The organism is Klebsiella huaxiensis (genome assembly GCF_003261575.2).
In the GTDB taxonomy this organism is placed as follows: Bacteria; Pseudomonadota; Gammaproteobacteria; order Enterobacterales; family Enterobacteriaceae; genus Klebsiella; species Klebsiella huaxiensis.
The window spans coordinates 1407602-1428295 of record NZ_CP036175.1 but is presented as its reverse complement, the minus strand read 5'-3'; the positions used below and the strand labels follow the sequence as shown (position 1 = coordinate 1428295).

The following is a 20694-nucleotide window of genomic DNA, read 5'->3' as shown; positions in this document are numbered from 1 at the left end:
AAGGAAAATTAACATTACCGACATTATTAATATTAACGATAACCATCAGCGACCTCTGCAGGCTGGCGATAACGGTTCTGCACCTGCTCTGGCAGCCACGCCCGTACCGGACGAACAGCGTGTGGAATTCTGGCCGCAGCACTTTGGCAACATCCCGCAGTGGATAACCCTTGAACCGCAGGTCTTTGCGTGGATAGACCGGTTCTGCGCTGACTACAGCGGCGGTATCTGGAATTTTTATACTCTCAGCAACGGCGGGGCCTTCATGGCTCCGGAAACGGACAACGATGCCTTCTGGTCGCTGTTCAACACCATGAATGGCAACGCCGCAAACATGAGCGCCGAAGCTGCAGGGATTGCGGTCTGTCTTATCGCTTACAGTCATCATGCATGCCGCACAGAATGCGACGCCATGACGGAGCATTACTGGCGCCTGCGTGACTATGCGCTGCATCACCCGGAATGCAGCGCCATCATGCGCATTATCGACTGAGCGTTCCGCCATGCCGTATGAACTGTCTCACCTTAATAACCTGTGGTATGCGCTGGGGAAAACAACGGTCGGGGATGAGGACGGTGACCTTGTGACCGACGAACCCTTCCTGCATTTCCCGACAGGTACCCCTCTCTTCCATATCTGGTCATGGTTTAAATCCCTGCACGACGGGTTCGTCGTTGCCGTGAAACTGTACAACACATCTGCGCCCGACGCGTCAACCGACAGGAAAAGCAAATGAATACCACCACGTGTCCCCCCGACAGCGGGGAAATATCTCCCACCGCACAGCGCACCATCAGACGCGCACTGACCCTGCTGGAACGCCAGTTACGCGAACCCGGCGAGGCATTCATCTCCTGCCAGGCGGTCCGTGACTGGCTCCGTCTGCAGCTCACCACGCTGGAGCGTGAAGTCTTCATGGCGCTCTTCCTTGATAACCAGCATCGTCTTATTGCTCATGAAACGCTCTTCACCGGCACCATCAACCATACGCAGGTACATCCCCGTGAAGTGATAAAGGCAGCACTGAAACACAATGCGGCTGCCATCGTACTTTCACACAATCATCCTTCAGGTTATGCGGAACCCGGCCATGCCGACCGACTGCTCACTGACCATCTGAAACAGGCACTTAAACTCGTGGATATCTGCCTGCTGGACCATCTGGTCGTGGGAGGCATGGACATCGTCTCGTTTGCCGAGCGTGGCTGGCTTTAGGGAGAGAATTACGATGAAAATCATCAGCAAACGTCAGGCAATGGCGATATACCGCCAGCATTCTGAGTCCCGGCTGTTTCGTTTCTGTACCGGGAAATATAAGTGGTCCGGCAGTATCTGCCATTACCGCGGCAGGGAAGTGCAGGATATCCGGGGTGTGCTGGCCGTGTTTGCTGAACGCCGACAGGACCGCAATGGTCCGTATGTGATCCTGCGCAGCGTCATCCTGAACTGACTTACCGTTAAGGAGTACTTACATGCAGAAAGCAACCCGTGTAATCAACCATAACATCACGGAACCCTGGTGGGGCCTCAGACGCAACATCACGCCGTGTTTTGGTGCACGGCTGGTACAGGAGGGTAACCACCTGCATTACCTTGCTGACCGCGCCAGCATTGCCGGGACATTTAATGACGCAAATTTACGCCATCTGGACCAGGTATTTCCGGTACTGATGAAGCAGATGGAGCTTATGCTGGCCAGCAGCGAACTCACGCCCCGCATTCAGCGCTGCATCACGCTCCACGTAAAAGGGCTGATATGTGAGGCCGATACACTCGGCTCCTGCGGTTATTTGTACATCGTAATTTATCCGGCGTCTGCAACAACCGAATAAACCCCGGACGCTTTTCCTTAGTCAAACTAGCCAACAAAGAGCGCAAACCATGCAAATACATTCCCTGTCCCTTCAAAGGGCGGCATCGTCACGTCTGTCGTCAGTCGAAATCTGGCGAAAATTACTGATGTATCTGCTGAAACAACACTACGGTCTGATGCTGAACGACACACCGTTTGGCAACGACGAAGTGATCCAGAAGCACATTGATGCGGGAATCTCACTGTGTGACGCGGTGAATTTTATCGTGGAAAAGTACGACCTGGTACGTACTGACCGTCACGGCTTCAGCGTGAAAGAGCAGTCTCCGTTTATCGGTAGCATTGATATGCTCCGCGCCCGGAAGGCTACCGGGCTGATGACCCGCAAGGGATATAAAACCGTTACTGACATCACAGGTGGCAGATTCAGCGGAGGGAAATAATGACGTTAGCCCTGATCGTTGACGACGGCACCGTCAACGATCAGTCCCTCAGGCGCCAGTACAACGACTGGCGCTTTTATCAGATCTCCATCAGCTGATACAGATGTTCGCTCAGACAGCGCGTATGGCGGTAACACCTTAACGGAGATATCTGTCTGCAGTAGAAGAGGGTACGGCAGGACGCCGCCAGAACATCGGGAGTCATATCGTCTGTCAGAAGGGAGCTTAATTCCGGAGCGTTCAGTAAAATGAAACACTTCTCCGGGAGCATGCCACCGGCATTCCCTTTCGGAAAATAACCGCCCAGATACAGTAAGACGGCCAGCAGGCGAAACTGCCGGGTGAGTACCGCTTCGGTGTCCCGGTAATGTGCGGCTATCCACAGGCATTCCCGCAACATAAATCGCCGGGTCCGTCGGGTCAGGTCACCGCCTTTGTCATACCAGCGTTCGACGATATCCCTGGCAGAGCGAATGGAGTCATCACCCGTTGTCGCAGTTTGCCACGACCGCGCCAGAAGCGTTGCGATATCCATGGATTAACGCCGCACCTGCGAAACGGCTGCGGGAGTATTGCGGACACCAGGCAGATAAATATTGCGGACCAGCTTCAGGAGGAAAAAGACATCGCTCAGGTTGCTCACGCCTGGTACCAGATGGCGAAAGGCTATCCGCGCACGAAAACGCGCCCGGACCGCCAGCCGGTCATTCACCCTGCGCCGGTACAGGCCCAGAAAATGGCGGCTTTCCACCAGCGCATGCCTGACCAGCGCGCGTCTGACAGACCGGTACTGCGTCTGTGCACTGAGTGCCAGAATATCTGCAATCACGTCGCTATAGCTGAACGCGCGGATATCGTAATAATCCGGGCGGTGGGTAATTGACGCCGGGTTATTCACCCACAGGTAATCCTGTCTGTCAGAGAAATAAAATCGGCCATCTGCGGCGGCAAGCTGTATCGTCCAGAGAATGTCCTTGTGGCTTTTCCCTTCCTGGAATCGCAGGCCATGCTCGCGGATATACGCTGAACGAACCATCTGCAGCCACAGGTAATGCGGCCACTCCCCCTGACTGACGCAATGGCGTATCCACTGCTGACCCGTCAGCGTCTGACCGTAAGGCTGTCTGCGGTGAACGGAATGCCGCAGATGTCCGGCGCTGTCTGTATGCCGGGCATTGAAAAGGACGATATCAGCCTGTGCTTCGCGTGCTATGCGCAGCCGTTCCTGCAGAAAATCTGCCGCAACCCGGTCATCCGCATCCAGGAACACCACCCATTCACCACGGTGAATCGCCAGTGCAGTATTACGGGCAGCATACACGCCCTGATTTTCCTGACGAATGAGAATAAGTCGTTCATCTGTAATGGCGCTGAGTAGCGTCCATGTTTCGTCGGTTGAGCCATCATCCACAACAATGATTTCAGAACTCAGCGTTGTTTCGCCAAGCAGTGTCTGGACCAGAACCCCGATACTGTCAGCCGCATTGAAGGCAGGAATGATGACGCTGATATCAATGTTGATTTTCATTGAGCAAAGGGAATGTAAGCAGAGGGAAACTTCAGAGCTGTCACCCCATCAGGGGCAATAACCTGCCGGGTAAGAAATATTATCAGGAAGAGCGTTCAGGTGATTTTTGTACATGTGCGGATACCACCCGTTTTTCTCTGATTTCCTGGTTAACCACCATCAGACAGTCATCGCAGAATTCTTTATCCAGCCCGAAAATCCGGTCCAGAACGCCTCTTTTCTTGTTACATCTGGCACATCTTTTCATTCCATCACCTGCTGTCGCATCCCGGTGCCGTGCCCGCAGGACAAAAGAAAGCCGCCCACCAGAAGACAGGAAATAAATTAATAAAAAATACGTTAAATGAGTTTTTAGGAATTTAACACAGGCGCTACCGGGCCGGATAATTCATTTTGCAGATCAATTTTTACTAATCGATCGGTTTAATCGATCATCTTTTTCACTCTGCGTTACACGCCATCCGTTTTCCTGCTCTCTTTACCGGCGCGATGGGTTTGTCGATCAGGAAAGGATGCACTACCAGTTGGATAGTCAAACCATTCTCGATAACTGACATTATGTGGAATAGAAAATCTACAAAAATTATTAATGCTTTGAATGGCTGCTATGAGCAGACATGTCTGCCCCCTGATCGACTCTTTCGTGCCAGGAGCGGACATAATGAATGCTATGGCTTATTAGATCGGATATCTAAAAGCTCATGGCTCGTCTGGATGGAATAATTTCAAATGTTAACTGCAAGATAATAAGTATAGTGATTGATACCAACCTGCACCTTTTATAATTACATTTAAATTCTTGTAACTTATATGATACGAATCACAAAAATCAATATTGTAAATATAATAAGGGCTTACACATGTTTAGGGTTTTGTTAGCTAGTGTTCTTTGCTTAAGTTTAACAGGGTGCGGATTGCCTAAATCCCATGCCAAAACTGAACATGAGTTTCTGATTACCCCAGGTATCGGCATAAAGAATCTGTCCTTAAATGACTCCATTCAGCACGCCAAAACCCAATTCTCCGGAGAATTTGTAGTAAAGGATGGTTACTTATTGCTTCCCACTAAGGGATTAGATGCGTCATATGGAGAGGATGGAAGAATAAGAGCGATTTTCCTCTACTACAAGTTACCAAGATATGTGACTTTTGACGGTATAACTGATAAGGGTATAGGAAAAGATAGTTCTATAAAAGACGTTCTTAAGGCTTATGGACACCTACTCGTGAAGGCGATAGTATAATCTCGGAGTTCGGTTCAGTTCCTGGTGCTCACGAACACACTATCACTTATGCCCATCAAGGAATCCAATTCACTTTTTGGGATGACACGCTCGCAGACATCGTGCTTTCTATCCGCCCAGTCCAGACCAACATGAGCAGCAAACTGATCTATGGCAGTCATCACCAACTCCTTTTAACCGGGGATTGGTATGAATTCCACGCTCTTCGAAAGAAATATAGCCAGCAGTTTATCTGCATGCCCTGAGTATTCGTTAGCGAACGTGGAGCACTTACTGGCTCGAAAGCAAAGCGGCAATCATCAAATCACATGATTCTGGCACAATATTCGTAACCAGTAAGCGCATACCCTGAATCACTTAAAAGTGTAACCCTCAGGGTTCGAATGACTATACCTGGCACAAAGCAGTCAGAAAAGGATTGGCATGTCCGCTTAGAACGAGGTGCGGAAATTCATGAGACATTACTAATAACATAAATTCTCAATTAATTGTGAGAAGATGAGATTATAAACGATTTTTAAGTACGAATCTTATTAAGTAATCCGCCAGAACCATCCTTAAAATATGAATTATAATTTTATTGTAATCTATAGCTGAGGTTTATGAAATACAGAAATATATCATCATATTTTCAACTGGAAATTTACCACTAGATGTATAAAAAACATCAGCCAAACTTTATATGCAATTATAATTACTGTTGGGAATAATTTTAAAAAAGCTTAACAAAATCACGCTTGAAATTACCACGAGTTTTAGTGTTGACTGAGCCTCTCAGCTTGAAGAATTCGTCTGGAACAGAAATATGGGGAAATATCCCCATTTCATTTTAAATAATTTCTATAGTATATACAAAAATAGTCACATATTGTTAATGTCAACTCCTAGTAATTCAGTCAATCTTGAAATGAGTCGTTGCTTTCTCTCACTCGGAGTTAGTTCATTATTGTTCACTATTGCTTTATAATTTATATATATTTCTCTAAACTCTGCATCTGAAAAGCCTATAGTGATATTTTCATCTTCAACAACCTCAGATGTTTTTGCTATTACCTCTGTGAATCTTGATAGATTGCACATCCTAAATGTCTCAGTTCCTTTTTTTGTTTTTGGAATGTGGTAAACCTGTTTATTAATATTATAATCCACAGCCATATGAACACTGTAGTCATCAAAATGAGGATTTATTATTATATAATCATTGCTATTTTTAGGATATTTTACAGCAGCTATAACACTTGGTTCTAAAACATTAAACTCACCTTTCTTAGTATTGCAATCCTTGCATGTCAGTGCATAATTATGCGGCTCGTAGGTGAATTGAGGATGTGTGTCTTTGGGGATAATATGATCTATATCCCAGCAATACCCATGGAAGTCTTGCCTGAATCTATTGCAATAAGCACAATGATAATCTTGCTGCGCAAGATAATGCTTTCTTATCGCTCCCCTCAGCTTAACTCTAATTTTGTCAGTTCCGTCCCAGTGGCCTGAATCACCATCAAAAGTCTCCACATGTCTGAGTAAGTCACCTTTGAACTCGATTGCTTGCAATATCATTAAAATTCCCTTAAATTAGCAATAGCTTTAATTTGTCTGTACATTACCAATACAGGATCGCAGTCATCTATTTTTTCATTTCTAATTAAATTTTGAACACCATCAATAAAATTTTCATCTTCATAATTTATCTCAATCTTTTTTGTCTGTTTAGTAAGAATTAATAATAACTTATTTATTATTGCCTCATTATCAAAACCAGGGCTTTTAAAAATCTCCACTAGTTGATGAGCAGCGGACTTTCTTCTATACGATGATGCTGAATGTAACTCTTGCCAATTTGTTGAAATTATTTCCCCACTTGTTGAAATATGATTTCTGTTATTTTTATGCATAGGATTTAAATTTAACAAAGACACTATGCAACCATTATTGCTCTGTAGTCCTGAAATTATTTGTGGCGAGTGTGTCGCAATAAAAATATGACTTTGCAGATTTGATGGACATAAGCAGTCTAGAAACTTCATATAGTTTATTTGCCACTCAGGGTGAAGACTATTTTCTGGTTCATCAATGCAAATCAAAGAATTTTTTTTCGCGAAAATGGATATGAGTATTGCATTTAAAAGTAAAGATTGTTGTCCAGAACTAAGGTCATGATGGCTTACCCATTTCAAAGAGTTGTCACGCTGAACTTTTATTTTTGTAGGGGCAATAAAACCCACTGCTATTCCGATTTTTAATAGGTCAGTATTAGTCTGTTCTGATAGAATCTGATATCTAGGAGAATCAAAGTGTAAAACACCCTCTCCTAAGCTAATTATTTTATTGTCAATACAATCATAAAAATTGAAAAAATCCTCAATATCACTTGAGCTAATGTGATTCATCCTAGCGAGATAAAGAAAATCCCTAGAGATGGAATGATCAACTGAGACATGACTAGGTTCATTTAATTCCGGACGCTGGTACGCATCCTTTATTTTACAAATTCTATCAACATTTAACTCTAAATTAAATCTAATCTCAGGATGTATTCCGATCATGGAAAAAGCTTTAAAGCATCTTTCTTTATCCTGTATGGTTCTCACCGTTTTGTTATTGACTTCATTTTGTGTATTAGTTATTTCCCTTAATGATGATTGGATTACTTCATTTAAGGCTCTCCCTACTTCCAAGGTAGGATCTGCTTGGATATAATAATCAGGATTATAGATTTTATTTTTTTCCAAGAAGGTTTTTTTTAGCGCAAACTTATTATATCGAGCATTGCATATGGCAATTATTCTCGATGGTTGCGATTTTGACGAAGAAGAAACTTGACACTCTTTACTTTTCCTAGGGTTGATAAATAGAAAGCTATTAATAGCTTTGCTTAGTAAAGTAGACTTACCACACCCATTCTCACCTGTAATTAATGTGTAAAAGCTCTCATTGTTCAATTTATTGTCAATGCTAACTATAACGTCATCTTTTCTGTGATTTTTTATTGTATCAAGCTTAAACATTATGATCTCCCTATATTAAGTTAGAATCGTATTCGTAGGCTTACGATTTAACCTTCTATCTTCTATTATATTTTTTAATTTATAACTTGTGAATATAATTTTTCACCCTACGTGAATTATAAAAAAAAGTACGCGCGTATCGTCCACTAAAGCAATGCGTACTTTTCAACGTCCACTCCTGGCACGAAGCGGAAGTCACTAAATCAGTCTAGGTTAATCAAAGGGGAGCAGCTCATATTTTCAATACGTCAGCCAAATGGAATTGGGACTGATTGATTATCTAAAATCAGTGGATTTATCTAAACGCTTAATAGCTACATAGTCTTCTTAGATTATCAGAAAGCTGAACTTTAACATCTATCAGACTCACCCCCCATAATTTGGCTAACTGGGTCTCAGCAATCTCACTATCCCATGGCATTAGTGGATCATTACGAAACTTACCAAATGGCCCATCGGTTTCTGTAAGAATGCGTGATTTAGGAATTGTTAAAGCCAAGGCCTTCCCCTTAATTGTATTGAGCATAGCAGGCCCCACAGAGAACCAACACCCTAAATCGATTGCTCTTTCTAGCTGCTTGGGTGTCCCAGTGAACCAATGTAATATCGCTATCCCATCAATATTTTTAATTTCATCAATGGTAGCTGATGCACTTCCCCGACTATGAATAGTCATAATCTTACCTCCAGCACGATGCACACTATTGAGTATGTGTCGAAATACCTTCAGTTGGACATCCCAATGCTCTTTAAATCCCTTACCACCATCAAGCCCTATTTCGCCAACATACCTCGTCTCCGAAAGTAGTGAATCAAACAGCTCTAACTCATGCGATCTTTGATGTGCAATTTGGGGATGGAGCCCAAGAGCAGTTCGGATTCGTTGGCTTCCTTTAGCCAGCGAAGAGGTCCCATGCCATGCTCTGGGGGTCGTTGTTACCGACAGTATATAAGTCCCTCGACGCTTGCACTCCTCAGCCACCTGTTCTGGCTGAGGATATAAGTCAAGGTGACAGTGCATGTCGATGCTCAAACAATACCCTCACTCAGTAAGTAGTTTTCGACCTCATTTAGCCCTTCCATAAACACCTGCTTGAAATTATTGAAAGCAGCCACAGGCAAGGGACCGCTCTTGGCGACCCATGCTCCTATTTTCAAAGTGGATTTCTGTGCTATTGCAATCCTAAGAGCGATAAGGTCATCCCTGCGATCAATTTCATTCATTACTTTAGCCAGAGACTGGAAAGTGTAATCTGCATCTCTACTAATCCCCCCAGCATGAAGCGATGCCCGTCGAATGATGCACGGTACACATACCCCGCATTGTTGATTCGTGCGTTTCCAATGACTGCAAGATACTGTACTTTCTACAATTTCAGTTAAGAGTGGCTTATTCAAACATTGATGAGCCATTTGCCCCTTTGTTTTGAACTGATATAGATTGATTATTTGGCAAGGAATTCCAACCGCATCAAAGAGTTGTTGTATGCTGGTAATAAAATATGGATGTGTTGTTCGTGTACTCAACGTACCGATCCGGCGTGGGGTTAGTGGTGCATTTAACGAGATAAACCCATTTTCAGGCACAAAAAGATCGATCTTTTCTTGTTGAGATACTTCTTGTACAGCACAAGCGCCCACTGCCGCAAAAGCAAGAAAATTGAGGCTCCGCGTTCGCATCGTAATATCAGTCACCCCTTGATAGTGATGCGGATCAGCATTAATTTCAAACCGCGAGTATCGACCATTCAATCTTTCAGCAATTTGATCTTGTCGTGACTTATCTCCTTTATAAGCATGACTAACCAAAAGCGGAGCACGCCCCACTGTCAGAAGATCTATTGCGCCAATAGCCGAATCCAATCCTCCTGAAAATAAGCTGACACAATCAAGTTCTTTGAGCTTAATCAGGTGAAACCTTGAATGTTGACTATATGGTTCTGGCGGTGCATAACCACCAGTGCAAAACTCGAAATCCCAGATGTCTCCACTAAGGAAATGCAAAGCGCTTTCAAGTTCCTTCTTTAGGGCAATCCATCGAGATGGCTCATGAAGGGGAAGTCGTAGCGAGAATTGACGAGTCCAACCATCCTCAGAGCTTTCACGCTGAACGAAGGTATCAGCCGCTGTAACCGCTAGTGCAATGCTCAAAAAATCCATGACCTGAGCTGGAATTTTGACTCCCAAGCGCTTAATTCGCTCAATCGCAGGATTCCCAATAATAGATATATCACCCCGCCCCTGCCCACTTAATCCATAAAGCTGTACGGGCAACAAGTTCTCACCTGCTGGCGGTAAGAGACGATGATCATGATGGAAAACTAATTGTGTCATTGGTAGGCCTCCCATTCTTGCCAAGCCTCAATGATTACCTGACGCTCAATTTTAACCATTTGATTTTTAGAAAAAGTTCTGATGTTGCCAACAAGTTTTGGAGCCATATGCTTATCAACAACAACTTTGATCAACTCTCGAAGTTCAGTTTCTGCATGGATGGCTTTTGAAGGAGTATCCGCTTTATTCCATGCCTTGTTAGAATCCATAACCATTTGCAAAAAAATGCTTTCAGCAAGATAACAAATCATTGTGTCAACGATCACACCATCTGTTATTTGTTGGAGATCGAAAATTGCTACACCATCGAGGGCTTCCACTAAGGCATGGTTCATGGCTGCACAAATCTTCTCTGAATCACCATCCTGCGATGTTAAAGCTTGAGCAATAGCTGATATTGCCATTTCGCATGGAAGGCCAGCTAAACTGCCCAAATCAATGCTTGGTTCTCCTGGAGCCGAAGGTACTCCCGCCAAAGCCCCAAACAATCCCCCCCCTGCCTGTGTGACACTCCCTAATCGTCGAGCTGCACTACTGCTACCTCCAGAGGCCTTTCGCGCGTAATGCCCTATGGCTTTTCTGAAGTCTGCTCTATTACCGTTTGAAACCGCATTCCCCAAAGATTCCCGGAACGGCGCGAACCTTCTTTCTTGTGGTGGGGGTAAGGGTTGCTGTGGCTGATCATCAGCCCAAGGTGGAACCAGTGGCGAACCACCACCTGGCCCTGTACTTGATTGTGAAGTTCCCATTAAGCGTCCTTATTCCATTGCTCATCTTTGAGTGCTGCAGCCATCCATACCGGTGGCTTCGTTCCCTGCTGCAATTCCTGCAAGTAACGAATTAATATACTGGCAGCATCTGCCGAGTGGCGAGCCAAGAGGCATGCACCAGAAAAACCCTTAGGTCTACGAGTCCAATCCGATGCTTGCCTTAACTGGCTAATTAGACCTTCCATTACAGGCACTTGTTCCTCACGAGGAAGCGTTTCCAAAAGAGCTTCTGCTGCGGGAGAGCTGGTATTTTTCATTTCAATGAGTGCATTCAGTGCTTCCCGTCCATACGGCGATAAACCAACCACATATGCACCTATTGGCATAGTTTCTCTGGACAGATATATGGCGGCTCTCAAATCGATTCCACCAAGGCGCGGTTCAAGCTGAGCCCATTGAGCAATGAAAGCTTTAGTTGTTGGATTATCAGTCCATGTCTTTGGCGCTTCAGTAGGTATTTGACCGTCAGCTTCCTCAAGCTGTTTAAGCAATTGGGGCATACCTTGTTCAATATCCACTAGGTGATATAAGTCAGCGGTACCATCTACTCCAACACAGCGCTCAAAGATTACTAACTTAGTGATGATTGCTTCATCCAAAGGCATTGCTCGTCGCTTAGCAATTTGAGATCGCATTTTGACAACATTCAACAAACGCTTAACGATCCTAGGATTGCCATGGATAATTGGCGAATTGGCTAATACAGGAGCAATACGGTCCGCACGAGCAAATGCCAAAGCGAGGTTACTATCCTCAGATTCACCAGTCATTTTTAGAGCGTCCTGGCGTGTGATAGGTTCATCTTTCCAAGATTGTTGTAATGCCTTTTCTAGGCCGTCACGGAGCTTAGTAAGTTTTTCGCCTTTTAAGCCATGCTCAATGGCATAAAGCATGAACAGATATGAACGAATCTCACGCACCCCAGCTTTTGGCACCCGAATAGGAACCTGGATGAGCTTATCGAGATAGTCTATTTGATGGCGCTGTGATGCCCCCTTGAAGTAATCAGCTACAGAAGAACGAATCATGTCCTCATCTGCTGCAATGATAAAGGCTGTATTAGTTAAGAAAAGGAATAGCCTGATTGCTTCAAGTGTATGGATAGCATTAGCCGGTAGGCAGCGATCGAGGTTATCAATTACCACGATGAGTGGCTTACCAAGCTCTTCTAAAATTTCCCCATATTCCTGACGAAATGCATCAATCTGCTGAGGAGGGCTTTTTTTAGCCTCAGGTTTAATCAAACCACCAGCCTTCTCTTTGCCTTCTTTAGCCAGATTGCCCAAAGCCTCATATTCTTCCTGGCTCTGGATACCGTCGGTAGCATTCCTAAACGCGCCAATTCCCCTAGAAAGTAAACCGCCAGTAGGGACTCCAGCAAATAAAGCAGCTCCTTCCGCCAGAAACCCCATTGCTCTAAATCCATCAACCCGGCTCAGAAGTCTCTTTGCTTTTGAGATAAGAGTCGTATTTCCACCCGCAGCTTTTGTCAATGCTGTAGCGATGACTTCAAGTAGGGCAGCACGAGCATCGTCGTAGCCCTGATAAAGCCAAGAGTCAAAATTAATTACTATCCAATCTTTGTCATCTTGCTCAAGTTTTTGCTCTATCAGTTTCAAAAGTGAAGATTTGCCAGCCCCCCAGTTACCAAAAATGCCTATTGATACTGGCAACATATTTTCGGTAGTAAGCACATCTACTGCTAGCTGAGATACTTCACCAAAATTTAGGTAATCCTCTGATGATTCCTTATCTGACCACATCTATTATTTATCCTTTATTTCTCTCGACTGATGGAAGTTTCAAATCAACCAGGGCAAAGTTTTTTAAAGATGTATGTTTCGGTTCTCAACTTGTTAGGGGTTTAACTCAACCATCTGATTTTACTTTAAATTCTCGGATAAGTGATATGTCCTAGGATCGCACAAATCAGCCTGTAATCGGCTACATAGAAGACCTCATGGTCCTCAGTACTTTGCTCACCGATGAAGAAAATCTGAGCCCTGTCTTTTAGCTTTTTCTTCCCCGCATCCTTCGCTTCTTCTTGGACGGCCTCCAACTCGTTTCGAAGTGCTGTGCGTTTAGCTTGGGACCAGCCGCTCCATTCCACATGGAGTTTGTAACTTCGAGAAGGCCTGAGCTTTCCGGATTCATCTTTAACCCATTCTCCCGAAAGAGGAATGACAATCCGATTCTCATCTTGCTCAAATTTCTGCCACAACAACTGTGAGTAGAAAACTCGCGGTTCCGGATAGGGCTGAATCGGATCTTTAAGTTTTTTAAAGACAGTCATGTAAGTATCGGCATCAATATCCGGTATATGTAGTGACATACCTCGATCATACGGGAAGCGAATAAACGCTCTACAAATCTGACGAATAGCATTAACCGGACGACGCGATTGCCGAGTTGGGGTATTGCCTTTACTGGATGTTGATGATGCAGAACGTGTTGTGCTCGAATTGTTTTCACCACCCGTTGAGTCAGGATCAACAACTGGACGTTTTTCAATCAACTTTAACCCTGCTGGCATCAAACCCGGTGCGCTGTCCAAGAGATGGCGGACGCTTTTCTTCTGGCCCTGCTTAGCAACAGTGCTCTCAGCATCAGCATCGCAGTTAATGTGTTCTTTTCCTGGCATTTTATTAAACGACGGTCTTTTCTTACTGCCTTTTTGCCAAGCGGAAGGATACATTTCGATTCCCCAGCAGACATAACCACTGGTATCAACGATATCCAACAACCAGAGCTCTTCAGCATCCACTTTTTCTCCGGTGCGTTTGTCACGAGCAGATTCCATCCTTTCCTCCTAAAATGAACAGCCCTCGAGTTTTCTCAGGTTGAGATCCCAACAGCCCTGCTTTATCACCTGGCCCAGCGCTGTTAGGTTACCTAGTTATCCGCATCTCAGATGCCGTCACCCCTTCAGGTGTTGGAACGAGTGACCACAAGCGTGCATCAATGCCATCATTTTGCAGTTTGCGCATGAAATAACGCGCCTGAAGGGCATCATGTGTTGCAATTACAACCTGGAAGCCATGATCAACTATGTAATCACGCAGTAAATCGAATACGGACGCTGCGTGGACCAAGTCATGATGCTGTGTTGGGTCATCCAGAAGCAGGCAGCGCCATGAGGACCACTGGTGTTCCAATGCCATGGAGAGCAAGAAGGTAAGCTGTAGATCAGTTAGCTGAGCTTCGCTGGCTATCGCCGGAACCGGTACTGACTCCCCATGTAACGGAACAGATACTTCAGCATGTTCCTTTCTGTAGATACTGCGAAAACCCAAACTGGTGCCAGTAAAGCGCTGTTCTCTGACTACGCGTTTGAGCAAAGCCTGCCACCTTGGAACGACAGAGAGCACATGTTTTTGTACATTCGAGATCTCAGTAGATAGGCAACGATTGAGCGTCTCCATCGCTTCAGATAATTGCAGCAACTGCATCTGATTTGTTCTCTCGTTATCAATTCGCTGGCTAAGACTTGTAGCGAATTCCTGCTCCGATGATGTTCCTCGGCGACGATCTATAAGCCCTTGTGCCAAACGAGTCTGTTCCAGCTTGCTCCAAGTACCAATCTCAATTTTGAGTGTTTGTAACTGTTCTGAATGTCGGGACAGGTCAGCAACGGATGACTGCAGTTGAATCTCTTTACTGCTCGCCACTTCGAGAGCGGGATCGCCGGGAAAGGACAGTTGTCTCCATGAATACCGGATTGAGGCTAACTGAACCTGAGCGTCAGTGATCTGCTTTTCGAGGCCATTTATCTTATTATTAACTTCAGCTAAAGGGATATTCTGTCTATCCAATGCAGATTGCTCAGCCTCAATTTTTGATTTTAATTCAGCTAGTTGAATTGTATTTTTGTTTTGTTCAGTGGATAAATCAGCCAGCGTTTTTGAAGGGAGTGCCCCTGCTGTTATTGCAGCTAATGCAGCGGTTGTTTGTTCAAGGCTAGCCAAGACTTCGGCCCGATTCTGCCGCGCAGTATCCAGTTCGCGAGTCGACGATTGGTATGCGTTTTTAGACGCTTCCAATATTTCAGGTGTCGGTAAGGGGGCAAGGTTAAGCTGTTTTTCGTCAAGCTGCTGTTTAGCTGAAGCATTTGATTCTTCGCGACGTTGGATAGATGCTTTCGCTAGTTGTACCGTATCTCCGTCAAGAAGGATGTTTGTTTTGAGTTGATTGATCTCCGCTACTGAGCGAACGATATCGCCTCGCAGTTCAACAATTTTACTCTGGCACGTTTTCAATTCTGTTTCGGTATGCGTCACTGTTTCTGTGCATTTCCGCAAGTGATCGGATGCTATTTTAACGCGCTGTTCTGCTTCGATGACTTTGGGGTCTATAGCCTCTAATGATCTAGTAACGCGTTCATGAAGAACGGCAGCGCCGTGCTCCACTCCACATAAAGGGCAGTCCCCTCGATCCTCTGGTAAATGTGCGGCAATGGTGGCTACGGATTGCCTTATAGAGTCAGCAGTAGACGTGAGCATCTCATGGAACTGCTTCGCTGAAAGCTCATCTGTTTCAGCTGATACCTTTAACGAGTTCGCGGTATGGAGATGCTCCTGAAGTACACGCTCCTGAATTTCCTCATTGCTAACCAAGTCGGTAATTGTCGCAATATGTTGAAGAATGTCTTCCCAGCGCTTGATAAGTTGATGAGCAGTAAGTACTTCACTATCTACAAGCTGCAGAGACTTACGCTGTTTATTTATAAGTTCATGCTCAATACGGAGCTGTTCGTTCCCCTCATGTACGTGCCTCAAGGCTGATGCTTGAGACTGGGCGTCGACCAACGCTTTGTCAGCTGACGCCAAGTCAAGCTTACGTTGTTCGAAGGCCTCTTTGGTTCGCGCCTCACTATTGAGCCGGTTAAGCTGCTGTATAATTACATCACGTTCTGCTTCAGCTGTGACGAGTTCCTTCTGGAGTTTATCTTTTTTATCAACTAGCTGAGATCGTACCTGTTGTTTTTGTATCAGCTCCTCTTTAGCAGTTATAAGCGCATTACCAAGCTGCTCAGAACGCGCTTGCTCAGAAACGAACCGGCCAATTAGTCCATCCACTTCCATAAGCGCTGAAATCTGTTCGCGAAGTCGGCTCAGTTTTGCTTGTACTGTTTGCTCTAATGCATCGTGCATAGTTTCCAGATTGCTGATACCCACTGGCGGAACTAATAAACCTACTGGCAATTGTTCTGCACTCTGAGTATTGCGAGCGATGTCTGAGATTGATTCTGCGATGTTTTCTTTACTGCGCAGGGCCCCCTGAGATTGTGATGCGGCCTGGTCCCGATCAAGAATCAGACTTTGCCATTCCGCAAACTCAGCTTCCAGCGCCTCAAGGGCTCCCTTTGCATGCTTCAGCTTCTCAGTGAGAACGCGGCGAATGCCGCCAAGAGCATTACTAACGAGGGTTCCATCTTTACCGATTGGCAAGCGAGCCAGTTGAGCGCCCGCAACTTTTGCATCCGCTTTGACCAGCCATTGTCCCTCGCGCTGATCCAGTAAGTGGGTAAGTCTTAATAAAAAGGGGATGTCCTCCGACTTCGTATCCGGAAAAAGAGAGCTTAAATCACCAGTCCTTTCGACGTTACCTCCGTTGCTCACCTGCGCAGAGGCTTGTACATCCCCAAAATCCAAGACCACCTTAGCGACTGTCTGGCTGTCCCTGATAATGGGTGAGAGATTCTCGCCTAGACGAGAAATATTACCCGTGAGGCTAAATTCGATCGCTTCGAAGAAGGCCGTTTTCCCCGTACCGTTAGGGGCCAGTAAAATGGTTGCACCGCCACTGAGCTCAATTTTGGTGTCGGTACCGTATCGGCGGACGTTTGAGAGCGTGATAGATTTAAGTTGTTTCATTGAAAGTCCCGTTCTCCAAACATCATATCCCTCAGCGCATTAACAATTTCATCGCCAGATTTCTCAGAGAGCAACAATTCACGCCATGTTTCGAGGTGAGGTTCTACCCAGGAATGTGCTTGACTCATCGAGTTCAGAGACGCTAGCAGAGGATCGCTGATATCATTCCCACCTCTCGCAGGTGTTAAAGACGCCAGAAAACTTCGATCAAGGAAGGAGTCAATATCTTCCTGCTTTCTGAGTACCACCTTCCTGCAAAATCGATCGTCCGTTTCAAAACGGGCAGCATCTTCTGACTCAACTCCATCGATGAGCATAAACATGTAAAGGTCTGCTGTCTGCGGCTCTGCAAGTATGTCCCGGATATCAGCGGCCCACCGGAAAGCACTCTGGATATTATCCACGTTACTAGGAAATGCTGTGATCAGTACTGTTCGCCATCCAGCATTTTCCCGATTAATGCGCCTGAGTTGTATTACAGTCATGCCGATATCAATTGAGGGTGAAACCATTTCGTCCACATCTGGAAAATGAACTTTATAGCGGCCCTTAGCACGCTCGGTTATAGCAGTAACGAGTTCTTGGATTGTCGGCATTTCAGGATCCCTTCGCATTCTTCTCAATGGCCAAATCACGAGCGAGCTTTCGATCTTGCCACTGCTTAGTGAAATGTTGGCGTACGGAGTCAAGTGTTCCGTTATGTAAATGACGAAACATACCAGACCGCGTGATGAGCAGGTGAGGTTGACGCTCCGCGGCCATACTGGTCGCGGTCTCTGCGTCGTCAGCCATTCCTATATTCAATAATTCTGATGGGGATGTACTCACACCCGATAAGATAACGATGGGATCCGGATTAGGGCCAATAACGTCTATTAACGGATCATCAGAAAGCTCACGTACTCCCGAAAAACCACCCGCAGGACCAGACCAGTACTTAAGAGCAATGCTCAATACTGGGCCACCTTCCTGAAAAGATTCCCAGTTATTACTGCCCTCAGGCAAACCCACTGCAACCAGTAATAAGGTTTCAACAGCGGTAACAAGAAGATTTAAAGTACGAAGGCCCAGGCGAAGCGCATGCTTTTCATTTTTTCTCTCAGTTTTCGGATAGAGAAGCTGCTCCATGAATTTTCGGCGGTTTTCAGGTGCAGCTGAGAACCCGCTCAGCCATGACTGCCAAACCGTCTCCATCGCATCTGCTAGCGCCAAATCTGAGATTAAGCCAAGTTTTTCTGAAACCCCTTGGAGAAGGCGTTGCCACAGCACGTCGTCCATGGCTTTAGCAAGCGCTTCAGCTTCACCTCGAGCAGCACTTAATGTCTTGAATTCATAATCCTGTGCACACGATAGGCGTTCGGCATTTTCAAGCCAAGGCAGGTCACTGAAGTCATGTTCTGCACAGCCAAGTGTGTGTCCAATTTCATGACCAACGCTACTGCGCCACGCTGGTTCACCTAACATCAGCCCCTGACTGCCTTGGGGTAAATGCAAAGCCATACGCACAATGGCAGAAAGAAGAGTCAGATTATCGCCTGCTGGGGGGGAGTAATTGGCATACACTCTGAGCTTGCGGTTACCGGGCTCACGGCTCCACATGTGCTCAACGACTCCTTTTGCGGACCTTTCTGTTGGACCGGCAAGATCAAGCGTTCCGGCTAATGACCAAGTTTTACTAGTCATAGTAGAACCATCGCTTAACTGATACTGCACCCAAGTTTCAAAATCAGGGCGCAGTTCACTTCGCAGTTCCTGGACGACGTCATGGCATCCCAAGGCTGCTACGTCAGATGTTTCTGCCGCGATATAGGTAATTAAACGGTCCAGTGTACGATTCGGATCGCTGAAGTAACGGCCAAGCGTGTGAATTGTCCGATCTTTTAATGCCGCATCGTTACCGATACAACTGATTTGAACCCGGCGAAGGACATTTCGTATTTGGTTCCAGTCTTCGAATCCGCACCAGGTTGTTAGCCATTGATAAGCCCTCGTGGTTGGGCCATCCTGACGCTTAGCTAACTCCTCTACACTGAGTCCTGTTTGGCGACAAAGATCAGAGACTTCTTCTAAATGATTAACTGTAAAATTATCTTTTATCTGAAGGTGCAGACCCACGAGGGTGAGTCTGAACTCACGGTTGGGAGATTCATCAAGTTTTCCCGCTTTCGCGATTCTGGCAAGACTGGAAAACGCCGAGTCTAAAACGGAATTAGCTGGAGAGGTGGGTGAGGAACCCTTTCTGGGTTTTTTAGCGAGTTGTACAGCTTTATCAGGATCTTTGGTACAAAAGTCAGTTGACTGGCGTTTGATCTGTAAATGCTCATAGTGGTCTGTGGTGTGCATAATTACCACATCGTCCCACTCGTCAATGCCACCTTGTTCAGCACCAATCGACAGAGGCGACAGCCTTCCACTTAAGAATTTCTCAAGCATGTCCGCCAGAAGTTGAGCTATCACCAGCTTTTCGTAGTCAGACTTCCGCTCTAACCGGAACCTTCTGAGCATTCAGATTTTCCTTATTGCATTTTCTGCCCTGAAAAAATATCGGATATGCTAACTGAATTAGCAAGGGTTTTATAGAGAGCTTGATTTCATCTTGCAGTAAGAAATAAACGTTTTTTTATGATTCTTTGTGGCTTACAGCGCTGATAACCTCTTGATGACATATAAATTGAGTAGCGTACCAGTTAGCGATGTGGTCGCGTGCACACACGCCCCTTTGCGATTTAGCCTGCAAGTGGGCGAGCGTGTTATGCCCCTTGTTGATCTATCCCCCATACGCCTGCTATCGCCGCTGGCGCTTTTTATTGACGGAGAAAATCCATGACGACCCAAAATCAGTGTGAACTGGTAGACAGTTTAAAAGCCAGACGAGCTATGAAGGAAACCAGAACTTAAGGTGTACCAGTCTTTTTCCCACAACCCATATCTTTACTGGGCAAAAAAGGTAAAAATACTTTTAGGCACCACATTAGGCACCATCACAAAGTTGAATTATAATTTAGATCATATACTTCAACAAATTACGGCACCAATTCAGACTCCGCCAGCCCAAAATTCTCCATCGGTGATTACCAGAGTCATCCGATGAAGTCCTAAGAGCCCGCACGGCGCAAGCCCTGCGGGCTTTTTTGTACCTTCAATTTATCCCGAAAAATCTCAAGCAAACTAATTTAATCTGAACTTTTTAGGCCCATTGATAGGCCCAACGAAAAGAACTATTGTTTTCGTTGGACCTAAACGCATGGAGACACCCCATGGCAAGACGAACCAAGCCGCTAACGGATTCGGAAATCAAAGCCGCAAAATCTAAAGATACCGATTACCAGCCAGGATGATGACAGGTTGACGCTGCCCATCAAATCCAGCGGTAGTAAAATCTGGCAGTTTCGCTACATTAGTCCTGTAAGCTCACGAAGACGAATGTCGGCTCCGGCCAGTTCTGCTTTATAGTCCCGTGCTATACATCGGATGCTTTTTAAACGGCGAAGGTTAGCAGGTACTTTATCGATCGCACGGCGTGTTCAGTTCGACTCCCCTTCACGCAAGCCACTATTTTTGACTGGCCGTTATTACGAACATTTGCGCTTTCCTGAAGGCATTTGTCTGGTACCTGAGATAATCAGCCAGCTATGCATTAAATACCGTTTCAGCGCTAATCTTTATCAACATCGAGAAAA

Annotated in this window: 19 protein-coding genes and 1 pseudogene; 8 read left to right on the top strand and 12 right to left on the bottom strand. The window is 45.6% G+C overall.

Going from position 1 to position 20694, the window contains the following annotated elements:
• Nucleotides 1-55 precede the first annotated feature (55 nt).
• From DA718_RS06900 to DA718_RS06875, 6 genes are read left to right on the top strand one after another with little or no spacing between them, the layout of a single operon-like run.
• Nucleotides 56-493 carry an antirestriction protein gene (locus DA718_RS06900; RefSeq protein ID WP_032438904.1) on the top strand — a complete coding sequence of 146 codons (438 nt, stop codon included), beginning with the start codon at nt 56-58 and terminating at the stop codon, nt 491-493.
• 10 nt (nt 494-503) lie between these two features.
• Nucleotides 504-737, top strand: a complete 234-nt coding sequence (locus DA718_RS06895; RefSeq protein ID WP_025107337.1) for a hypothetical protein — start codon at nt 504-506, stop codon at nt 735-737.
• Nucleotides 734-1216 (top strand): RadC family protein, encoded by a 483-nt coding sequence (gene radC, locus DA718_RS06890; protein WP_025107336.1) that lies wholly within the window; start codon nt 734-736, stop codon nt 1214-1216. The genes DA718_RS06895 and radC overlap by 4 nt, the downstream gene beginning before the upstream one ends.
• 13 nt (nt 1217-1229) lie before the next feature.
• On the top strand, nt 1230-1451 hold the full coding sequence (locus tag DA718_RS06885; RefSeq protein WP_025107335.1) for a DUF987 domain-containing protein: 222 nt from the start codon (nt 1230-1232) through the stop codon (nt 1449-1451).
• A gap of 22 nt (nt 1452-1473) precedes the next feature.
• Nucleotides 1474-1833 (top strand): type IV toxin-antitoxin system YeeU family antitoxin, encoded by a 360-nt coding sequence (locus tag DA718_RS06880; protein ID WP_112216471.1) that lies wholly within the window; start codon nt 1474-1476, stop codon nt 1831-1833.
• Nucleotides 1834-1882: 49 nt separating this feature from the next.
• Entirely contained in the window at nt 1883-2257 is a 375-nt protein-coding gene (locus DA718_RS06875) for a TA system toxin CbtA family protein (protein WP_025107333.1), read from the top strand.
• 79 nt (nt 2258-2336) lie between these two features.
• On the opposite strand, the gene DA718_RS06870 is transcribed toward DA718_RS06875, so the two are convergent.
• Both DA718_RS06870 and DA718_RS06865 read right to left on the bottom strand, forming a co-directional pair.
• Entirely contained in the window at nt 2337-2792 is a 456-nt protein-coding gene (locus DA718_RS06870) for a hypothetical protein (RefSeq protein WP_224226588.1), read from the bottom strand.
• A 3-nt stretch (nt 2793-2795) separates the two neighbouring features.
• The gene (locus DA718_RS06865) at nt 2796-3785 is read right to left on the bottom strand and encodes a glycosyltransferase (protein WP_025107331.1); all 990 of its coding nucleotides are present in this window, start codon (nt 3783-3785) and stop codon (nt 2796-2798) included.
• 860 nt (nt 3786-4645) lie between these two features.
• On the opposite strand from DA718_RS06865, the gene DA718_RS06860 reads away from it, so the two are divergent.
• On the top strand, nt 4646-5029 hold the full coding sequence (locus tag DA718_RS06860) for a hypothetical protein (RefSeq protein WP_112216470.1): 384 nt from the start codon (nt 4646-4648) through the stop codon (nt 5027-5029).
• 861 nt (nt 5030-5890) lie between these two features.
• Here DA718_RS06860 and DA718_RS06855 read toward each other — a convergent pair.
• The 10 genes from DA718_RS06855 to DA718_RS06810 form a co-directional block, all read right to left on the bottom strand.
• Nucleotides 5891-6589: an HNH endonuclease gene (locus DA718_RS06855; RefSeq protein WP_112216469.1), complete on the bottom strand. Its 699-nt coding sequence runs from the start codon at nt 6587-6589 to the stop codon at nt 5891-5893.
• The gene (locus tag DA718_RS06850; protein WP_025107328.1) at nt 6589-8037 is read right to left on the bottom strand and encodes an ATP-binding protein; all 1449 of its coding nucleotides are present in this window, start codon (nt 8035-8037) and stop codon (nt 6589-6591) included. Before DA718_RS06850 ends, DA718_RS06855 begins: the two co-directional genes overlap by 1 nt.
• A 307-nt stretch (nt 8038-8344) precedes the next feature.
• Nucleotides 8345-9058 (bottom strand): Qat anti-phage system TatD family nuclease QatD, encoded by a 714-nt coding sequence (gene qatD / locus DA718_RS06845; protein ID WP_032439204.1) that lies wholly within the window; start codon nt 9056-9058, stop codon nt 8345-8347.
• A gap of 8 nt (nt 9059-9066) precedes the next feature.
• Nucleotides 9067-10386: a Qat anti-phage system QueC-like protein QatC gene (qatC, locus tag DA718_RS06840; protein ID WP_193555342.1), complete on the bottom strand. Its 1320-nt coding sequence runs from the start codon at nt 10384-10386 to the stop codon at nt 9067-9069.
• A complete protein-coding gene (locus tag DA718_RS06835; RefSeq protein WP_025107325.1) occupies nt 10368-11120 on the bottom strand; it encodes a hypothetical protein in 753 nt (250 codons plus the stop codon). Before DA718_RS06835 ends, qatC begins: the two co-directional genes overlap by 19 nt.
• Nucleotides 11120-12904 carry a KAP family P-loop NTPase fold protein gene (locus DA718_RS06830; RefSeq protein WP_032438909.1) on the bottom strand — a complete coding sequence of 595 codons (1785 nt, stop codon included), beginning with the start codon at nt 12902-12904 and terminating at the stop codon, nt 11120-11122. The genes DA718_RS06835 and DA718_RS06830 overlap by 1 nt, the downstream gene beginning before the upstream one ends.
• Nucleotides 12905-13029: 125 nt before the next feature.
• A complete protein-coding gene (locus tag DA718_RS06825; RefSeq protein WP_112216467.1) occupies nt 13030-13941 on the bottom strand; it encodes a hypothetical protein in 912 nt (303 codons plus the stop codon).
• A gap of 88 nt (nt 13942-14029) precedes the next feature.
• Nucleotides 14030-17014, bottom strand: coding sequence for an AAA family ATPase (locus tag DA718_RS06820; RefSeq protein WP_025107323.1), 2985 nt, complete (start codon nt 17012-17014; stop codon nt 14030-14032).
• Nucleotides 17011-17610 (bottom strand): ABC-three component system middle component 1, encoded by a 600-nt coding sequence (locus tag DA718_RS06815; RefSeq protein WP_025107322.1) that lies wholly within the window; start codon nt 17608-17610, stop codon nt 17011-17013. Before DA718_RS06815 ends, DA718_RS06820 begins: the two co-directional genes overlap by 4 nt.
• Before the next feature lies 1 nt (nt 17611).
• The gene (locus tag DA718_RS06810) at nt 17612-19519 is read right to left on the bottom strand and encodes an ABC-three component system protein (RefSeq protein WP_025107321.1); all 1908 of its coding nucleotides are present in this window, start codon (nt 19517-19519) and stop codon (nt 17612-17614) included.
• 752 nt (nt 19520-20271) lie between these two features.
• Here DA718_RS06810 and DA718_RS30625 point away from each other — a divergent pair.
• A pseudogene (locus tag DA718_RS30625) lies at nt 20272-20434 on the top strand (integrase arm-type DNA-binding domain-containing protein); the annotation flags it as partial.
• Between the last annotated feature and the right edge of the window lie 260 nt (nt 20435-20694).

Bases quoted from the DNA above. Each gene is read 5' to 3' on its own strand.
- DA718_RS06895 (WP_025107337.1), top strand. From the start codon at position 504: ATGCCGTATGAACTGTCTCACCTTAATAACCTGTGGTATGCGCTGGGG.
- radC (WP_025107336.1), top strand. From the start codon at position 734: ATGAATACCACCACGTGTCCCCCCGACAGCGGGGAAATATCTCCCACC.
- DA718_RS06885 (WP_025107335.1), top strand. From the start codon at position 1,230: ATGAAAATCATCAGCAAACGTCAGGCAATGGCGATATACCGCCAGCAT.
- DA718_RS06880 (WP_112216471.1), top strand. From the start codon at position 1,474: ATGCAGAAAGCAACCCGTGTAATCAACCATAACATCACGGAACCCTGG.
- DA718_RS06875 (WP_025107333.1), top strand. From the start codon at position 1,883: ATGCAAATACATTCCCTGTCCCTTCAAAGGGCGGCATCGTCACGTCTG.
- DA718_RS06870 (WP_224226588.1), bottom strand. From the start codon at position 2,792: ATGGATATCGCAACGCTTCTGGCGCGGTCGTGGCAAACTGCGACAACG.
- DA718_RS06865 (WP_025107331.1), bottom strand. From the start codon at position 3,785: ATGAAAATCAACATTGATATCAGCGTCATCATTCCTGCCTTCAATGCG.
- DA718_RS06860 (WP_112216470.1), top strand. From the start codon at position 4,646: ATGTTTAGGGTTTTGTTAGCTAGTGTTCTTTGCTTAAGTTTAACAGGG.
- DA718_RS06855 (WP_112216469.1), bottom strand. From the start codon at position 6,589: ATGATATTGCAAGCAATCGAGTTCAAAGGTGACTTACTCAGACATGTG.
- DA718_RS06850 (WP_025107328.1), bottom strand. From the start codon at position 8,037: ATGTTTAAGCTTGATACAATAAAAAATCACAGAAAAGATGACGTTATA.
- qatD (WP_032439204.1), bottom strand. From the start codon at position 9,058: ATGCACTGTCACCTTGACTTATATCCTCAGCCAGAACAGGTGGCTGAG.
- qatC (WP_193555342.1), bottom strand. From the start codon at position 10,386: ATGGGAGGCCTACCAATGACACAATTAGTTTTCCATCATGATCATCGT.
- DA718_RS06835 (WP_025107325.1), bottom strand. From the start codon at position 11,120: ATGGGAACTTCACAATCAAGTACAGGGCCAGGTGGTGGTTCGCCACTG.
- DA718_RS06830 (WP_032438909.1), bottom strand. From the start codon at position 12,904: ATGTGGTCAGATAAGGAATCATCAGAGGATTACCTAAATTTTGGTGAA.
- DA718_RS06825 (WP_112216467.1), bottom strand. From the start codon at position 13,941: ATGGAATCTGCTCGTGACAAACGCACCGGAGAAAAAGTGGATGCTGAA.
- DA718_RS06820 (WP_025107323.1), bottom strand. From the start codon at position 17,014: ATGAAACAACTTAAATCTATCACGCTCTCAAACGTCCGCCGATACGGT.
- DA718_RS06815 (WP_025107322.1), bottom strand. From the start codon at position 17,610: ATGCCGACAATCCAAGAACTCGTTACTGCTATAACCGAGCGTGCTAAG.
- DA718_RS06810 (WP_025107321.1), bottom strand. From the start codon at position 19,519: ATGCTCAGAAGGTTCCGGTTAGAGCGGAAGTCTGACTACGAAAAGCTG.